We start from the raw sequence: 18,169 nt of genomic DNA on the forward strand, positions 1-18,169 counted from the left end.
AATGAAATCTATTGTCATTGGTTCTGGATTTGGTGGTATAGCTGCAGCATTAAGATTAAGAGCTAAAAATCATAAAGTAACTTTAATTGAAAAACATCCTGACTTGGGTGGAAGAGCTAGAGTGTTTAAAAAAAATGGTTTTACTTTTGACGCTGGTCCAACAGTTATTACCGCACCCTATCTAATTGAAGAGCTTTTTACTTTATTTAATAAGAAGTCTCAGGATTATATAAAACTCACTCCCTTAAAAACTTGGTATAGATTTATTTATGAGGATGGAGGTGTATTTGATTATTCTGGAAATGAAGATCAAATGAAAAAACAAATTGAAAAAATAAATAAAGAAGATGTTAAAGGCTATGAACAACTTGTAAAATTTACAAAAAAAATATTTGATAAAGGCTTCACAGAACTGGCTGATGTGCCATTTGATAAACCTCTTGTGATGATGAAGCAATTACCTTCTTTACTAAAGCTTAAAAGCTATAAATCAGTTTATTCATTAGTTTCTTCATATATAAAAAATGAAAAATTAAGACGTATGCTAAGTATGCATCCTCTTTTAGTTGGTGGAAACCCTTTTACAACAACTTCTATATATGGATTAATTCTATATCTGGAAAAAAAATGGGGCATCCATTACTCAATGGGTGGAACTGGTAACATAATTAATGGCTTAGAAAAATTAATGATTGAACAAGAAATTGAAGTGATCAAAGGACATGAGGTTACTGAGATAATTTCTGATAATGGCAAAATTAGTGGAGTAAAATTAGATAATCAGAAAGAAATGCTCTCGAATAATGTGATATGTAATGCTGATCCTCCTGCCGTATATGAAAAGCTTCTAAGTCTAAACAGAACAAGTTCTTTATTTAAATGGAAGCAAAATCGAATGCAGTATTCTATGGGTCTATTTGTTTACTACTTTGGAACAAAAAAAACATACCCAGATGTAGAGCACCATACAATAAAATTTGGTGAAAAATATAAAGAACATCTAAGCGATATTTTTGATAATAAAAAATTAAACGATGACATAAGTTATTACCTGCATAGACCATCAGCTACAGATAAATCAATGGCACCGGAGGGAAATGATTGTTTTTATGTTCTAGTGCCCGTTCCAAACAATCAATCCAAAATAGATTGGAAAATTGAAGGTGAAAAAATGAAAAATTTAGTAATAGATAAGATGGAAAAAGCATTGCTACCGAATCTTAGAGAAAACATTATTGAAGATTTCTACTTAACGCCAGATTATTTTGAAAATGAATTGAATACCAAATTTGGATCAGGTTTTTCGATTCAGCCAAAATTTACTCAATCTGCATATTTTAGATTTCATAATAAATCAGAAATTTATGATGGATTATACTTTGTTGGAGCAGGAACGCACCCAGGTGCAGGGGTTCCAGGTGTGCTCTCTTCAGCAAAAGTTTTAGATAAAATATTATAATGTCAAAAAACAATTATTTATCTATTTATGCCAAGTCTTTTAACTGGGCAGGTTTTTTTTTACCAAAAAATATTTATGAAAAATGCTCATCTCTTTATGATTTTTGTCGAACAATAGATAATATTGCTGATGATAAAAATGAACTAAATATTAAAAAGAAAAATTTACTAATTTTTAAGAATGATTTTATAAATAAAAATTTTGATAATTTGATAATAAAAAATATGTGGATCCTTATGGAGGAAAATAAAATTTCAATCAAGATTGTTGAAGATTTATTTGATGGTATTGAGTCTGATTTAAATGAGGTAGTTAAATTTAACAAAAAAAAGGAATTGTTAATATACTCTTATAGGGTTGCTGGTACTGTAGGCTTAATGATGGCAAAAATTTTAGGTGTACAAAATAAAAACTCCATGAAATCAGCAATAGATCTTGGTATTGCAATGCAATTAACAAATATTTCAAGAGATGTAATTGAGGATATGAATAATAATAGATTTTATATTAATCATGACTTCGAGACTATAAAGAATACATTAAGTATGGCTGATTTGTTCTACGAAAGCTCCTTTGCCTCTATAAAAGAAATTCCTTTTAGGTTTAGGTTTGCAATACTTGTTGCTAGAAGAATTTATAGAAAAATTGGCACTAAGATTTTACATAAAAAAAATATATACAATTATAATAGGAGTGGAAAAATCTATGTAGCTAATTTGGGTAAGTTGTACCAAACATTTCTATCTATATTAGACTTGATAAAACTTATATTTATAAATGAAAAATACCACCTTAGAAATAAAGAGCATCTTTTAATCAATGAAGAAGTAGATTTAAATGAAAGAATTTGATTATATCATAATTGGAGGTGGATGTGCAGGATTGTCACTTGCGTATGAGCTAGACCTTCATAACAAACTAAAAGATGCAACTTTAGCAATCATAGAGCCACGATTAGAATACAAAAGAGATAAGACTTGGTCTTATTGGAAGACTATAGATCATAACTTTCAAGATTGTGTTCAGAAAAGTTGGAATAATTTTTCAATAAATATACCTGGAAAAACAAAATTTTTAGAGTGCAACGGATTACCTTATGAAGCTATAGATAGTGGTTTATTTTATGAAAAAATAAATACACGATTAAAAAAAAATAAAAATATTAGCTTTTACAAAAATACTAATGAAATAGACCTAAATAGTGCTTTTATCTTTAATAGCGTTCCCCTACTGGACTCTAAAGAGGATAAGCTCTGGCAACATTTTAAAGGTATTGAGATTGAAACTAAAAAAAACGTATTTGATGATGAAATTTTCAATTTGATGGATTTTGATTGTGATCAACGTGATAGTGTTCATTTTTTTTACACATTACCTTACACAAAAAATAAAGCTTTAATTGAAACTACTTGGTTATCTAAGATAAAAAATGATTCTTTAAAAGATTATGATGAACAATTAAAAAATTATATAAGAAATCATCTTAATATCAGAGATTATAAGGTTAACTATAGCGAAGTAGGTGCAATCCCATTATTTCATCCCACAGTTGCTAATGAAAGAAATAAAATGAATATAGGTACCGCTGGGGGAATGACTCGATTGAGTACTGGTTATACCTTTTTAAATATACAAGAACACAGCAAATACATAAGAAAAAATATTCACACTATCAAAGAGAGTAAAAGATATGAAATTAATAAAAAATATAAATTTTTGGACAAAATATTTTTAAAAGTTCTTAATTACCATCCTGAAAAAATGGCAAATATATTTTTTGATATGTTTGGCAATTCACCTGAGACAATTATTAAATTTTTGTCTAATAAAAGTAGTTTATTACAAGATTTATATATAATACTCAAAATGCCCAAATGGCTTTTTATCAAAATATTTTTTAAAAATGATAAATAATCAAATTAAAAAAATTAATTTCTTTCATTCTATTATTTTTTTGTTTTTTTCTACTTCACTTGCTCTTATTTTTGATCAATTTAAAAATCTGTCTATATCTCCAATTATTTGTCTATTACTAATCCTATCAATTGGAATCTCACATGGTGCATTGGACAATCAAAAAGGTAAAAGACTGATAAAATTATATAATATTAATAATATTTATTATTTTTACTTAATTTATTTAATAATTGCTGTTACTATAATTGCTATATGGCTGCTTGCGCCAACTTTATCACTGATCATTTTTTTAATTGTTGCTGCCTATCATTTTGGTAAAGAAGATACAGAATTTCTAATAACTAAAAAATCTAACATAAATATAATTCTTTATTTTCTAAAAGGGATATTAATTATTATTGCACCCTTAATGTTTCATTTTGTTGAGACAATCAATATTTTTAAATTATTATTAATACAAAATGAAAGTTTTTATTTATTTTTAAATTTTATAGAAAATAATTATATAATTTCTTTTATTTTTTTAATCTCCTTACTCACAAATATTTATTTTTTTTTAAAAGGTTTCAAACTAGTTAACTTATTAATATTTTTTGACTTCACTTCAATTTTAATTTTAAATTACTTCTTTGCACCTTTGGTAGCCTTCACATTATATTTTTGCTTTTTGCATTCTTTTAGGCACTCTCTCTCATTAATTACTGAATTAGATAAATATAATTTTAAAAATGGGCTATTAATTTTTATCAAAAAAGCTGCGCCCTTGACAATTTTGACTGCTATTTTCTATTTGTTAAGCTTATATTATCTTTCAAATCACTATCTAGTAAACGAGGCAATATATAAAGTTATATTTATTGGTTTGGCGTCCTTAACCTTTCCACATATATTGCTTGAATACTTTCTAGAAAAAAATGAAATATAAAGAAATTAAAATATTATTATCAGCACCACGTGGTTTTTGTGCTGGTGTTGAGCGAGCTATAGAAATTGTCAAAAAAAGTATTACAAAATATGGAGCTCCAGTTTATGTGCGTCATGAAATAGTTCATAACAAATATGTTGTGGATAGTCTTAAGGCAATTGGTGCAATATTTGTAGAAGAACTTGATGAGATTAAAGATAAAAGTAGGCCTGTAATATTTTCTGCTCATGGTGTTCCAAAGTCAGTACCACAACAAGCAAATGGCTATAAAATGGAATATATAGATGCTACTTGTCCACTTGTATCCAAAGTACATAGAGAAGCAGAAAATCTTTATAAAGCTGGATACCATATTGTCCTTATAGGACATATTAATCATCCCGAAGTTATAGGAACTATGGGGCAATTGCCTGAAGGCTCAATTGATTTAATTCAGGATGAACATGATGTTGAGACTTATGAACTAGATGATAATAAAAAAATTGCTTATGTTACCCAAACAACACTCTCAGTTGATGACACAAAAAATATAATTAAAGCTTTAAAAAAAAAGTTTCCTAAAATTAAAGAACCATTTAAAGAGGATATTTGTTACGCAACTACTAATCGTCAATCTGCTGTAAAAAATATAGCTAAAAAATGTGACATGTTTTTTGTTTTAGGAAGCAGAAATTCTTCAAATTCTGTGCGCCTAGTTGAGGTAGCTGAACAATCAGGGTGTCCTCATTCTGAATTGATACACTCCGATAGTGAAATTCCATTTGAAAAATTAGAAAATTGCAAAGTTATTGGTATTTCCTCTGGAGCCTCTGCACCAGAAATTTTAGTTGAAAACTTTATTAACGAAATTAAAAGTAAATTTAAAGTAAAAATTGAAATAGTTGAGATCATAAAAGAAAACATCGTATTTAAAGTTCCAGGAAAATTGAATTAAATGGCTGTATACACGAAGTTAATTAAAAAAGATATTTCATCATTAATTAACAATTATCAAATTAATAAAATAGAAAAATTCAAAGGTATAAAAAAAGGAATTGAAAATACAAATTATTTATTAAAAACAAAACAGAATAAATTTATTCTAACAATTTTTGAAAAGCGGGTTAAAAAAAAGGATCTACCTTTTTTTATGAATTTAATGGAGAAGTTAAATCATAAAAAAATTATCTGTCCTAAACCTTTAAGAACTAAAAAAGGAACACATATAACCAATATTAAAACAAAATCAGCCTGTATTGTAACTTTTTTAGAAGGCAAAGATAAAACAATCCTTAACAATAAAAACTGTTTTGATGTGGGAAAAAATATTGCAAAATTTCATAAAGTTACTACAAAATTAAAATTATATAGGCAAAATTCTATGTCAATACATAGACTTAATGGTTTGTTGAAAACTATAAAATTTAAATCTAATCAAATTACACCTAATCTTAAAAACACGCTCAACCTGTGTCTAAAAGATATCAAAAATAAATGGCCCAAAAATCTACCTCAAGGAATTATTCATGGTGATCTTTTTATAGATAATATTTTTTTTAATAAAAATAAATTTTCAGGTTTTATTGATTTTTATTTTTCATCTAATGACTATTTGATATATGAAATTGCAATCTGCATTAATGCTTTATGCTTTGATAAAAAAAAAATAAGTTTGTAATGAATAGTAGTAAAATTAAAAACTTAATTAATGGATATGAAAGTATAAGAACTTTATCTAAAAAAGAAAAAGATGCACTAAATGTAATGTGTAGAGGTGCTGCATTACGATATCTTTTAACAAGGATATATGATTATTTTAACACTCCAAAAGCTGCTTTGATTAAAATAAAAGACCCTATGGAATATCTACAAAAATTAATTATTCACAATAATCTTAGTCACTATAAAGATTATTATAAGTAATGATTAAAATTTATACAGATGGATCATGTTTAAATAACCCCGGTAATGGCGGTTGGGCTGCAATTATAAACCAAAATGGTGAAGTCAAAGAAATTAGTGGGAGCGTAAAAGACACTACTAATAATAAAATGGAATTGATGGCTCCTATTATGGCTTTAAAACAAATTAAACAAAATGATCAAATTGAAATCTATACAGACTCACAATATGTAAGATTAGGAATTACTGAATGGGTGCATAAATGGATAAAAAATAATTGGCAAACTTCAAAGAAAGAACCTGTTAAGAATAAAGAACTTTGGATACAACTATACGAGCTAACAAATCAATTTGAAATAAAATGGATTTGGGTTAAAGCACATGCAGGTAATGCCCTAAATGAAGAAGTAGATTTACTCGCAAAAAAAGCTGCTGAATTAAACTAATGATAGAAAATTTTGTGCTGCTGAAATTTCACAAGCACCAGCGTCTTCCTCTTCTTGTAATTTAATAACTTTAAGATTATCAATTAACATTGTGTATCTATTAGATCTAATTCCCAATCCTCTGGCACTTTTATCTACATCTGCACCTATTGCTTTTGTAAATTCTAAGAAAGGATCTGCCATCATTATAATTTTATTTTCTACATTTTGGCTTTTCCCCCAAGAGTCCATTACAAACGGATCATTTACAGAAATACAGACGATGTGATCTATGCCTTTTTCTTTATATTTTTCATAGTTATTTACGTATCCAGGCAAGTGTTTAGCTGAACAAACGGATGTATATGCTCCTGGTAAACCAAAAAGAACAATTTTTTTATCCTTATAAAATTCATGCGTATTTTTTTTAGTAGGATTACCATCTTCCATAATAAAAAATTCTGAATTTGGTATGTTATCGTTCTCTTTTAATTTCATTGTAATTTTTCCTTAATATATTTTTGAGTTTCATTTATATTATTTGAAATTATATCATAATTTTCTTTTTCATTCATTATATATTGTAATTCATTTGGAAGACTTGGCTTGATACCAATTGATTTATCAATTGCGTCTGGAAACTTACAGGGGTGTGCTGTTGCTAAAACAATATTGTTACCTTCTAGGTTAATTTTTTTTAATGCACCAAAGCCTATTGCACTGTGGGGGTCTAATATAACATTATATCTATTATGAACATCTTTAATAATATTTAAAACTTCAGTTTCACTCATATTTTCTGAAAGAAAATCTTTACTAATTTTTTGTAATTTATCTTTTGGCATAATATATTTTCCCTCTTCTTTAATTTTTTTCATAACATTGCCAGTTTCAACATCATTAAAATCATTTAAATCATAAATTAATCTTTCAAAATTACTTGCAATTTGAATATCCATACTTGGCGAATTTGTTTCAATCACTGTTTCAGCTTCATATTTTCCATTTGTGATTGCTCTATGCAAAATATCATTTTGATTTGTCGCTACTATAAGTTTATTTATTGGTAGACCCATTTTTTTAGAAAGATAACCAGCATAAACATCGCCAAAATTACCAGTTGGAACTGAAAAATTAACAAGCCTGTCATCCCGTATTTGAAAATATGTATAAAAATAATAAACAGCTTGTGCAATAATTCTTGCCCAATTTATTGAATTTACACCAGACATGTTTATTGAATTAGAGAATTCTTTATCTGCAAACATTGCCTTAACTAAATTTTGACAATCATCAAAATTACCATTTATAGCAATATTAAATACATTTTTTTCTTTAACTGTAGACATTATTTTTCTCTGAACCTGTGAAACTTTATTGTGTGGGTGTAGAACAAATATATTTATATTCTCTTTACCCTTAATTGCATCTATAGCAGCAGCACCAGTATCTCCTGATGTTGCAACTATAATATTAATTTGTTTACTATTTTTACTTAGATAATATTCATAAAAATTACCAAGTAACTGCATTGCTATATCCTTAAAAGCAAGTGTTGGACCATGAAATAATTCTAAAATCTTAGCATCACCAATTTTTATCAAATCTACGACGTTATCTTTTCGAAATGAAGAATATGACTTGTCTACAATTAATGAAAGCTCTGCTTCTGTCATGAAATCACCAATAAATGGGAAAATTATTTTTTTTGCTAAGTCTTGATAGCTTAAATTACTTAAAGAATTTAATTCTTCAGTAGTGTATTTTTTTATTTTTTTTGGGATAAATAGACCACCATCATCTGCTAGTCCTTTGATAAATACCTCCTCAAAACTGTACTCTTTTGAGTTATCTCTAGTGCTTATATATTTCATCTAATAATTTTTTTTTCTCAAATATAAATATATTAAAAGAATTGAAATCGCTAACGAAAACCAAGTTAATGCATATTTTTTATGATTATTTGAAATATTTGCTGTAATTGTTTTTGGTTTAGGAAATTCATTATTTCCAGAAAGATAAATTACATAAGGAGAAAAATTTTTACCTGTGAATTTAAAAATATCATCTCTATCTAATGTAAACCAGTAATTTTCAGATAGATCGTTTTCAGGCTTAAACATATTGGGTTTGATTTGTTTTCTCAAAACTCCATTAATATAGTTTTCATCTATTACGTTTATAGTTTCATCTTCTTTTTTATTAAATGGTATCCAGCCTCTATTTAATAAATAGTTATTATTGCCAACTTTTAATGGGTTAATAACTTCAAAGCCCGGTTTCCCTTTTTCATTTAAGTTATAAAGATAAATTTGTTTTTCAAAATCAATTGATCCTCTAGTTTTAATTCTAAGATAATTTTTATGTTTACTGTTTGATAAATTGACAGGTATGTCTTTCAGAGATGTCTCTATTTGATTAATTAATTCTAATTTCCAATTAAGTCTAATAATTTGCCAACTCCCTAATGCTAGAAAGACAGAAATGAAAAAAAATACAAAAATAGAAAATAAAAATTTATATCTCAAGAGCTAAAAATTAACTTCCCCAAATATAAATGGCAGCAAATAAAAATAGCCACACAACATCTACAAAGTGCCAATACCAAGCAGCTGCTTCAAATCCAAAGTGATGCTCTTCAGTAAAGTGACCTTTTCTTGCTCTCATTAAACATACCGCTAAAAATATAGTACCAATGATAACGTGAAAACCATGAAAGCCTGTTGCCATATAAAATACTGAGCCATATATATTTCCTGCAAAATCAAAAGTTGCATGCTGATATTCATAAACTTGCAGTAGTGAAAAAGAAAAACCAAGTATCACTGTTAGAACTAGTCCTTGAATAAAGCTTTTTCTATCACCTTCTAGCAATGCGTGGTGTGACCATGTTACTGTCGTTCCTGACAATAATAAAATTAATGTATTGATTAGTGGGATATCCCATGGATCAAAAGTTACAATATCTTTAGGTGGCCATATTCCTCCTATTGCTAAAGATGGAAATAAACTTGCATCAAAATAAGCCCAAAACCATGCAACAAAGAACATAACTTCTGAAGCAATGAACAATGTCATTCCATATCTGTGGTGAATTTGTACTACTGGTGTGTGATGACCTTGGTGCTCTGCTTCGATAACAACATCTCTAAACCACATGTATGTTCCATATAATAGTAGTGCTAATCCCAAATACATTCCCCAAGAAACTTCGCTATGTAGATAATAAACTGAACCTATTGCTAAAATTAAGCATGAAAATGAAACGTAGATAGGCCATGGACTTGGGTCTACTAAATGATAGTCATGTTTTTTTTCTGCGGACATTTTTATAATTTTGATTGGTTATAGTAATCTGATGAAAAAAAAGTATAGGACATAGTTACATCTTTAATATTTTTAGTATTGGGATCATTTACCATTTCTGGATCCAAATAAAAAGTCATAATATAAGTGGCCTTTTCGCCTGCTTTTAAGGCCTGTTTTTCAAAACAAAAACATCCCAATTTGCTATAATATTTACCAAATGATGATGGTGAAACATTGAAAGATGCAACTCCATAAGTTGTTTCATTGCCATAATTTTCAACTTCAAATTCGATTCGGTTCACTTGACCAATTTTAACATCCATAACATTTTTTTTTGATTTAAAATTCCAAGGAAGTTTATTTACATTTGTATCAAAACGAACGCTAACTTTTTGGTTTAAAATTATATCTGGCGCTTCTCTTGATATTTGTGTTGTTCCACCAAACCCAGTTACTCTACAAAATAAATCATACAAGGGTACTGCAGCAAATGAGAGTCCTAACATTAAAAAAAATATTCCAGCTAAAAGAATTGGAGTTAAGGTTTTATTTTTCACTATATTGATCTATCAAAAACACCCGTATTATAAAGTGTAAAAAAAAACAGAAATATCATAAATCCTATTATTGCTACTGCTGTTAAAATATTTTTTCGTTTAGTTTTTTTGTCTGGTATCATCATAATATCTTATCTATCAAAAAAATTACGAATATCAAAAATAAATATAAAATTGAATATCCAAATATTGTTTTTGCTTTCTTGGGGTTAAATTTATTTTTTTTAAACTTATAAAGCTCAAAACATAAAATGTTATAATACAATGTAAGCATTAGGGCTGGTACTAGAAATACTAATCCAACAAAATCTATTGCGTAGGGTAAAATAACCATTGGCAACATTAATAATGAATAAACTAAAATATTTATTTTAGTGCTCTCTATCCCATTAGTTAATGGAAGCATTGGAATTTTTGCCTTTTTATAATCATCTGATTTATAAAGACTTAACGCCCAAAAATGCGATGGTGTCCAAAAAAATATAATCAGAAAAAAGGTTATTGGCTCAAGAGATAATGAGTTAGTTGCTATAGTCCATCCAATTACTGGCGGTAATGCTCCTGCAGCACCTCCAATGACAATGTTTTGTGGAGTTTTTCTCTTTAACCAGATTGTATAAACAAAAACATAAAATAAAATTGTAAACAGCAGTAATACTGCTGAAATTGTATTAGCAAAATAATCTAATGCGATTACTGAAAAAAATGAAAGTGATGTTCCAAAAATTAAGGCTTGGTTTTTATTAACCTTTCCCATTGGAATTGGTCTCAAGCAAGTTCTTGTCATTAATGCATCAAGATCAGATTCGTACCACATATTTAGAGCACCAGCGGCTCCTGCACCAATTGATACTAAAAGAATTGCAATCATTGCATCTTTTGTAGAAACTGTAGAAGGCGCCATTAATAAACCCACAGCACACGTGAAGATTACCAAAGACATTACCCTTGGTTTCATTAGCTTGAATAATTCAGAAAAATTAAACACATTCACTTGGTTTAAATTTCTATTTTTTAATTTAGAGTTAATCATCAATATTTAATATAGAAAAAGCTGTAACTTTATTAACTAGATACTTTTTCAGCACCATCTGGATCTTCAAATTTTGGTAATTCCTCAAAAGTATGAAAATTTGGTGGTGATGGTACAGTCCATTCTAGAGTTGTAGCTCCTTCTCCCCAAGGGTTCTGAGCTGCAGCTTTTTTCTTAGAAAAAGAATAAATTAAGTTAGCAAAAAATACTAGTAAGCCAGCAACCGCTATGTATGAGCCGATTGACGAAACATAATTCCATCCAGCAAATGCATCAGGGTAATCAGCATATCTTCTTGGCATTCCAGCTAAACCTAAAAAATGTTGAGGGAAAAATACTAAGTTCACTCCAATGAATGTTAACCAAAAATGTAATTGTCCCATCCATTCTGAATACTCATACCCAGACATTTTACCAAACCAATAATAAAATCCTGCAAAGATTGCAAACACTGCACCTAAAGATAATACATAATGAAAGTGAGCAACTACATAATAAGTATCATGCATTGCAGTATCAACACCTGCATTTGCAAGAACAACACCTGTTACACCACCTACTGTAAATAAAAATATAAAACCTAATGCCCACATCATGGGAGTTTTAAATGAAATTGATCCACCCCACATTGTTGCAATCCATGAAAATATTTTAATCCCTGTTGGGACCGCAATAATCATTGTTGCAGCTAAAAAATATGCTTTAGTATCTGTACTTAAACCTACCGTATACATGTGGTGAGCCCAAACAACAAACCCAACAACCCCAATTGAAACCATCGCATAAGCCATTCCTAAATATCCAAATACAGGTTTCTTAGAAAATGTTGAAACGATATGACTGATCATTCCAAAGCCAGGTAAAATTAAAATATAAACTTCAGGGTGACCAAAGAACCAAAATAAGTGTTGGTATAAAACTGGATCTCCTCCAGTTTGAGCATCAAAAAATGCTGTTCCAAAATTTCTATCTGTTAAAAGCATTGTGATAGCACCAGCTAAAACAGGTAGTGATAGTAATAATAAAAATGCTGTAACTAAAACAGACCAAGCAAATAAAGGCATTTTATGCAAAGTCATGCCTGGCGTTCTCATATTTAAAATTGTTGTAATAAAGTTAACTGCTCCTAAAATTGAAGAAGCTCCAGCTAAGTGTAAGCTTAAAATAGCAAAATCCATAGCAGGTCCTGGTTGTCCAGCTTTTGACGATAAAGGTGGATATAAAGTCCATCCTCCACCAACACCTTGCTGACCTGGAGGGCCATCTACAAATATTGAAAGTAATAGTAAAATAAATGAAGCTGGTAATAACCAAAATGAAATATTATTCATTCTTGGAAAAGCCATATCAGGTGCACCGATCATAATTGGGACAAACCAATTACCAAATCCACCAATCATTGCAGGCATTACCATAAAGAAAATCATTATTAATCCATGGCCTGTAACCAACACATTATATAAGTGATAGTTGCCACCTAAAATTCCATCACCAGGATGCATCAATTCAATTCTCATTAATACTGAAAAAGCTGTACCAATAATTCCTGCAACAATTGCAAAAATTAAATACATTGTACCAATGTCTTTGTGGTTAGTTGAGTAAGCCCAACGTTTCCAACCTGTTGGTGTGTGATGATCGTCGTGTGATGCTGTTTTTGTGTACATTTTTATTTACTCGCTAGTTTTTTATATTCATTTACTGCAATTGGCTCTTTTGCAAATTTCATTTTAGCCTCTGCTAACCATATTGCATATTCTTCATCTGTCACAACTTTTACTGTGATAGGCATAAAAGCATGCTCAATTCCACAAAGTTCAGAACATTGACCATAGTACGTTCCAACTTTTTCAGCTTTAAACCAAGTTTCGTTTATTCTTCCAGGAACTGCGTCTCTCTTAACTCCAAATGATGGTAATGCCCAAGCATGCAAAACATCGTTGGCTGTAATTAAAACTTTAACCACTTTATTAACTGGAACAATAACTTCATTATCAACAGTTAATAATCTAGGTTGGTTTTCTTTTAATTCAGCTTCTTTAATCATATACGATTCAAAAATAATATTTTCATCAGGATACTCGTAGCCCCAGTACCACTGGTAACCAACAGCTTTAATTGTTAGGTCAGCTTTTGGAATAGTATCTTGTTTATACAAAATTTTAAAAGATGGAACTGCCATCACTATCAAAATTAAACATGGAATCAGTGTCCACAAAACCTCTACAGCAACATTGTGAGTAGTTTTTGATGGGTTAGGATTTTTTGACGCTCTAAATCTTATACAAACATAAATCATAAGAAATAAAACAAAAACACTAATAGCAATAATTACAGGAAGGAGAATGTTGTTATGAAAACTAACAATCTCAGTCATACTTTGAGAGGCAGAATCTTGAAAGCCTAGCTGCCAGTTTTTAGGCTGATCCGCCCAGGCGCTAGTTATTAACATTGTAGTTATAATTGTTATTAAAAATTTTTTCATTTGTTACACACTATATAAAGTGTCTTTTAAAAAATTACACTTTAGTTTTCGCGACAAAATATCAATTAATTAGGTAATTAACAATTGATAAGGCTGAAATTACAGCAGTTTCTGATCTAAGTATATTTTCGTTTATTTTAATTGGCTGAACCCCTTTAAAGGCAAGAATCTCCCCCCTTTCTTCTTCAGAAAAATCTCCCTCTGGACCAATAATTACACAAGTTGGATTATGAGCTAATTTATTAAAATCTAATTTTTTATTTTCAGAATTTAAATCTGTGAATATTAAGTCCATCTTTTCATGATTTAAAAAACTTTTTAATGATTGGGGATCTTCAATAAGCGGAACATTAATACGATTAGATTGCTCGGCAGCTTCTATGATTACTTTTTCTAATCTTTCTTTATTTATTTTTCTAACAATTGTTCTATCAAATATTATTGGTAAAAATTTTGTAACACCAAGCTCTGTTGCTTTTTGAATCATAAAATTAAAATAATTTGATTTAATGGGTGAAAAAGCTAACCACAAATCTTTTACATTTTCTTTTTGTCTTAATTGTTTTGTAATATTAAATTCAACTATACTTTTTGAAATAGTTAAAATTTTTGCTTCCCACTCTCCACTGTTATTAAATAAAGAAAAAACCTCACCCACTTTGATTCTCATTACTTTATTCACATAGTGAGATTGAGATTTATCAAGCTTAGCAGTTAAATTAAGTGATAAACTTTCTTTAAAAAATAATCTAATATTACTCATTAATGTTAAGTTAATTTATGAAAAATATTAAAGCAATAATTTTTGATGCATATGGCACTTTATTTGATGTCAATTCAGCAGCAGAAAAATGTAAAGATAAAATTGGTGATAAATGGGAAGGCTTTGCTAATTATTGGCGAACTACTCAATTAGAATACACTTGGCTTAGAAGTCTAATGAATAGACATAAAGACTTTTGGCAGGTGACAGAAGATAGTTTGGATAAATCTATGAAGGCTTACGAAATAGATTTATCAATGAAAAATGAATTATTAAATCTTTATAAGGTGCTCTCACCTTTTCCTGAAGTACCTGAAATTTTAAAAAGATTAAAAGAAAAAAATTATAAATTAGGTATTCTTTCAAATGGAACACCCTCTCTTCTTAACGAATTAGTTAAGAGTAATAATTTAGATAATATATTTGATGATATTTTTTCAATTGAAGAAGTTGGAATTTATAAACCAGACTCAAAAGTTTATGACATGCCAATTAAAAAATACAAAATACAAAAAGAAGAAGTCGCATTTTTAAGTGCTAATACTTGGGATGTTTCTGGTGGTGGAAATTATGGTTACAGTTCTATTTGGGTAAACAGAAATAATAATATTTTTGATAATCTTGATTATAAACCTAAAGATGAGGTTAAAAACTTAAAACAATTGCTTGATATTATCTAATTCTATTTTCTTCAAAATTCTTATTTAGTTTTACTGAAATAGTTCGAGTATTTCTTTTATTCCACTCTGAAAAGGATCTTAAGATAGGCATAACCGAAAGCCCAAATTCTGTAAGTGAATACTCAACTTTTGGGGGCATTATTCGAATTACTTTTCTATTAATTATTCCATCTCCTTCTAGTTCCTTAAGCTGCTTGGATAACATTTGTTGTGTAATGGTTTTTAATCCTTTTTTGAGCTCACCAAATCTAATTTTTTTACTTTGCAGCAAACTAAACAAAATTCTAATTTTCCATTTACCTCCAAGAAAGTAAACGGCTCTTTCAGCTGGACAATCTATTAAATTTTTCATGGTATGTTTTTGTATACTAGTATGTTTACTTTGCGTTATTGCTTTATTAATACCAAAGCACTAAATAGAAGTCAAATAAATTGAAAGGATCAATATGACTAAAGGACAAAACGCAGGTAACGGACCAATTGCAGTAGATGTAGAGAAAGATAAATCTTACTACTGGTGTTCATGTGGAAAGAGTTCAAAGCAACCATTTTGTGATGGATCTCATCAAGGTTCAGAATTCACTCCTCTAGCTTACAAAGCAGAAGAAACAAAAAAAGTATTTTTTTGTGCTTGTAAACAAACTAACAACCAGCCTCTTTGCGATGGTTCACACAGCAAGTAATGATTAAAGCAAGTAAAAGAACTAAAAATATGAACAATATCTTAGATCTGACTGGTAGAATACTTATCTCTCTAATTTTTTTGTTAAGTGGAATTAATAAAATTGGAAACTATGAAGGAACAGTTGGTTGGATGGAGTCTTTAGGTGTGCCTGGCATTTTTTTAATACCAGCTATCATACTTGAGATAGGTGCACCGATATTAATTATGATTGGATATAAAGTAAAAGTTTCAGCAGCTTTATTAAGTATATTTTGCATCGCTACAGCAGTTATTTTTCATAATAATCTTTCTGATCAAATGCAGTTTATATCTTTTATGAAAAATATTGCTCTTGCTGGTGGTTTTTTATTCTTAGTTGTTAATGAAACAAAAGATTTTAGCCTAGATAAAAAATTAAATAATCGTTAATTAACTAAATATATAAGTGTCTTGATGCTTTAAATTAAGACACTTATAAAAAATTACATATTATTTTAAGATTTAATTTATTAGAGTAAGGGTATTAATGGATAAGCCAACTATAGCAGATAACAAACCTAAAAAAGTAGAACTAGTACAAAATGAAGAATACATGTTTTGTACTTGTGGAAAATCTAAAAACCAACCATTTTGTGATTGGTCTCATGCTGGTACTTCATTTGAGCCTATAAATTTTAAAGCTGAAGAAACTGGTGATGCTTATCTTTGTATGTGTAAACATAGTAGCACCAAACCTTATTGTGACGGTACACATAAAAATTTTACCTCTGATCAAATTAATAAATCAGAAGAAGTTTCAAGCACTAATGAAATAACGAGTACAGAAGAAGAGCCACATCTTGCATACATCCATGAGCTTGCAAAAAATGGCTTAACAAAACTTGGTCATCATGGAGAAATGGGGGCAATGGGTGTTCCCTCGAAAGACTTACCAAAGTGGGAAGATATTCAAATACTTACAGCCCAACTAGCAAAAAAACCTCTTCTAGATAACGATAAAGTTGGAACAGATATAATTATAGGTAAAAACTCAAAAAAACCCCTGACTTTAAAGATTCCAATTTTTGTATCTGACATGAGTTTTGGTGCACTGTCAGAGGAGGCTAAAATTGCTTTAGCAAAAGGTGCTGAGGGAGCTGGTACAGGAATTTGTTCGGGAGAAGGTGGAATGCTTTTAGAAGAACAAAAAAATAATTCAAAGTATTTTTATGAACTTGCATCTGCTAAATTTGGCTATTCAGAAGATAAATTAAAAAATGTTCAAGCTTTTCATTTTAAGGGTGGTCAAGCTGCAAAAACTGGAACTGGTGGACATTTACCAGGTAATAAAGTTAAAGGTAAAATATCTGAGGTAAGACAAATTCCAGAAGGTGAAAATGCTATCTCTCCTTCTACCTTCAAAGACCTAACAACAGTTGATGATTTTTTAAAATTCTCAAACAGAGTTAGAGAGTTAACTGGTGGTATTCCAATAGGATTTAAGTTATCTGCCCAACACATAGAAAATGATATTGAATTTGCCGTAAGTGCTAGTGCTGATTATATTATTCTTGATGGGCGTGGCGGTGGAACAGGAGCAGCTCCTTTAATATTTAGAGATAATATTTCTGTTCCTACAATTCCAGCCTTAGCAAGAGCTAGAAATTATTTAGATAAAAAAGGTTATGACCATGTGTCATTAATTGTAACAGGTGGATTAAGAACTTCAGCAGATTTTGTAAAGGCACTTGCTCTTGGAGCAGATGGTATTGCAATCTCTAACTCAGCCATGCAAGCAATAGGATGTGTGGGTGCTAGAATGTGTAATACAAATAATTGCCCCGCTGGTATTGCCACTCAAAAACCAGAACTTAGAAAAAAATTAAATATTGCCGAATCTTCTGGAAGATTAACTAGATTTTTTAATGCATCTGTAGATCTAATGAAGATATTGGCAAGAGCATGCGGACATGATCATCTTAATAAACTTTCTATAAATGACTTAACAACTTGGAAGAAGGAAATGAGCGAGCTATCTGGTGTGTCATTTGGTGGAGTTATAAATAATAAGCAAAACAATAAATAGAGGATA

General features: G+C 29.4%; 20 protein-coding genes and 1 pseudogene. 11 read left to right on the top strand and 10 right to left on the bottom strand.

The window, feature by feature from the left end; translation table 11 throughout:
• The first annotated feature begins 1 nt into the window (after position 1).
• The 7 genes and pseudogenes from crtI to rnhA all read left to right on the top strand — a co-directional run bounded on the left by crtI (position 2) and on the right by rnhA (position 6,628).
• On the top strand, positions 2–1,459 hold the full coding sequence (crtI, locus tag AC5SLN_RS05500; protein ID WP_494593135.1) for a phytoene desaturase family protein: 1,458 nt from the start codon (positions 2–4) through the stop codon (positions 1,457–1,459).
• Positions 1,459–2,310: a phytoene/squalene synthase family protein gene (locus tag AC5SLN_RS05505; protein ID WP_494593137.1), complete on the top strand. Its 852-nt coding sequence runs from the start codon at positions 1,459–1,461 to the stop codon at positions 2,308–2,310. Before crtI ends, AC5SLN_RS05505 begins: the two co-directional genes overlap by 1 nt.
• Positions 2,297–3,373, top strand: coding sequence for a lycopene cyclase family protein (locus AC5SLN_RS05510; protein WP_494593139.1), 1,077 nt, complete (start codon positions 2,297–2,299; stop codon positions 3,371–3,373). The genes AC5SLN_RS05505 and AC5SLN_RS05510 overlap by 14 nt, the downstream gene beginning before the upstream one ends.
• The gene (locus AC5SLN_RS05515) at positions 3,363–4,301 is read left to right on the top strand and encodes a Brp/Blh family beta-carotene 15,15'-dioxygenase (RefSeq protein WP_494593140.1); all 939 of its coding nucleotides are present in this window, start codon (positions 3,363–3,365) and stop codon (positions 4,299–4,301) included. Before AC5SLN_RS05510 ends, AC5SLN_RS05515 begins: the two co-directional genes overlap by 11 nt.
• The gene (gene ispH, locus AC5SLN_RS05520) at positions 4,291–5,235 is read left to right on the top strand and encodes a 4-hydroxy-3-methylbut-2-enyl diphosphate reductase (RefSeq protein ID WP_494593142.1); all 945 of its coding nucleotides are present in this window, start codon (positions 4,291–4,293) and stop codon (positions 5,233–5,235) included. Before AC5SLN_RS05515 ends, ispH begins: the two co-directional genes overlap by 11 nt.
• Positions 5,236–6,203 (top strand): annotated as a pseudogene (locus tag AC5SLN_RS05525) (homoserine kinase).
• Positions 6,203–6,628 carry a ribonuclease HI gene (gene rnhA / locus AC5SLN_RS05530; protein WP_011281491.1) on the top strand — a complete coding sequence of 142 codons (426 nt, stop codon included), beginning with the start codon at positions 6,203–6,205 and terminating at the stop codon, positions 6,626–6,628. The pseudogene AC5SLN_RS05525 and the gene rnhA overlap by 1 nt, the downstream one beginning before the upstream one ends.
• Here rnhA and AC5SLN_RS05535 read toward each other — a convergent pair.
• From AC5SLN_RS05535 to AC5SLN_RS05575, 9 genes are all read right to left on the bottom strand, one after another.
• The gene (locus AC5SLN_RS05535) at positions 6,620–7,105 is read right to left on the bottom strand and encodes a peroxiredoxin (RefSeq protein ID WP_006997781.1); all 486 of its coding nucleotides are present in this window, start codon (positions 7,103–7,105) and stop codon (positions 6,620–6,622) included. The two genes, rnhA and AC5SLN_RS05535, sit on opposite strands and share 9 nt — an antisense overlap.
• Positions 7,102–8,481, bottom strand: a complete 1,380-nt coding sequence (gene thrC / locus AC5SLN_RS05540; protein ID WP_494593144.1) for a threonine synthase — start codon at positions 8,479–8,481, stop codon at positions 7,102–7,104. The genes AC5SLN_RS05535 and thrC overlap by 4 nt, the downstream gene beginning before the upstream one ends.
• Positions 8,482–9,135 (bottom strand): SURF1 family protein, encoded by a 654-nt coding sequence (locus AC5SLN_RS05545; RefSeq protein ID WP_494593145.1) that lies wholly within the window; start codon positions 9,133–9,135, stop codon positions 8,482–8,484. It abuts the gene before it with no gap.
• A gap of 10 nt (positions 9,136–9,145) precedes the next feature.
• Positions 9,146–9,934 (bottom strand): cytochrome c oxidase subunit 3, encoded by a 789-nt coding sequence (locus AC5SLN_RS05550; protein WP_006997778.1) that lies wholly within the window; start codon positions 9,932–9,934, stop codon positions 9,146–9,148.
• A 2-nt stretch (positions 9,935–9,936) separates the two neighbouring features.
• A complete protein-coding gene (locus AC5SLN_RS05555) occupies positions 9,937–10,473 on the bottom strand; it encodes a cytochrome c oxidase assembly protein (RefSeq protein ID WP_271623270.1) in 537 nt (178 codons plus the stop codon).
• 121 nt (positions 10,474–10,594) lie between these two features.
• The gene (gene cyoE / locus AC5SLN_RS05560) at positions 10,595–11,506 is read right to left on the bottom strand and encodes a heme o synthase (RefSeq protein WP_006997775.1); all 912 of its coding nucleotides are present in this window, start codon (positions 11,504–11,506) and stop codon (positions 10,595–10,597) included.
• Positions 11,507–11,538: 32 nt separating this feature from the next.
• A complete protein-coding gene (gene ctaD, locus AC5SLN_RS05565) occupies positions 11,539–13,173 on the bottom strand; it encodes a cytochrome c oxidase subunit I (RefSeq protein WP_011281496.1) in 1,635 nt (544 codons plus the stop codon).
• Positions 13,174–13,175: 2 nt separating this feature from the next.
• A complete protein-coding gene (gene coxB, locus AC5SLN_RS05570) occupies positions 13,176–13,991 on the bottom strand; it encodes a cytochrome c oxidase subunit II (protein WP_271623272.1) in 816 nt (271 codons plus the stop codon).
• A gap of 61 nt (positions 13,992–14,052) precedes the next feature.
• Positions 14,053–14,754, bottom strand: coding sequence for an RsmE family RNA methyltransferase (locus tag AC5SLN_RS05575; protein ID WP_011281498.1), 702 nt, complete (start codon positions 14,752–14,754; stop codon positions 14,053–14,055).
• Positions 14,755–14,771: 17 nt separating this feature from the next.
• Between AC5SLN_RS05575 and AC5SLN_RS05580 the strand changes: the two genes are divergently transcribed.
• On the top strand, positions 14,772–15,434 hold the full coding sequence (locus AC5SLN_RS05580) for a haloacid dehalogenase type II (protein WP_006997771.1): 663 nt from the start codon (positions 14,772–14,774) through the stop codon (positions 15,432–15,434).
• Here the strand turns inward: AC5SLN_RS05580 and AC5SLN_RS05585 are convergent.
• Complete coding sequence (locus AC5SLN_RS05585; RefSeq protein ID WP_006997770.1) at positions 15,427–15,786, bottom strand: winged helix-turn-helix transcriptional regulator; 360 nt, start codon at positions 15,784–15,786, stop codon at positions 15,427–15,429. The genes AC5SLN_RS05580 and AC5SLN_RS05585 overlap by 8 nt on opposite strands.
• Positions 15,787–15,880: 94 nt before the next feature.
• Between AC5SLN_RS05585 and AC5SLN_RS05590 the strand changes: the two genes are divergently transcribed.
• The 3 genes from AC5SLN_RS05590 (at position 15,881) to AC5SLN_RS05600 (ending at position 18,163) form a co-directional block, all read left to right on the top strand.
• Complete coding sequence (locus tag AC5SLN_RS05590; protein WP_006997769.1) at positions 15,881–16,117, top strand: CDGSH iron-sulfur domain-containing protein; 237 nt, start codon at positions 15,881–15,883, stop codon at positions 16,115–16,117.
• Positions 16,117–16,527 carry a DoxX family protein gene (locus tag AC5SLN_RS05595; protein WP_018413556.1) on the top strand — a complete coding sequence of 137 codons (411 nt, stop codon included), beginning with the start codon at positions 16,117–16,119 and terminating at the stop codon, positions 16,525–16,527. Before AC5SLN_RS05590 ends, AC5SLN_RS05595 begins: the two co-directional genes overlap by 1 nt.
• A 97-nt stretch (positions 16,528–16,624) precedes the next feature.
• A complete protein-coding gene (locus AC5SLN_RS05600) occupies positions 16,625–18,163 on the top strand; it encodes a glutamate synthase-related protein (RefSeq protein WP_494593148.1) in 1,539 nt (512 codons plus the stop codon).
• Positions 18,164–18,169: the final 6 nt, after the last annotated feature.

This window comes from Candidatus Pelagibacter sp. PS_31 (genome assembly GCF_059417865.1).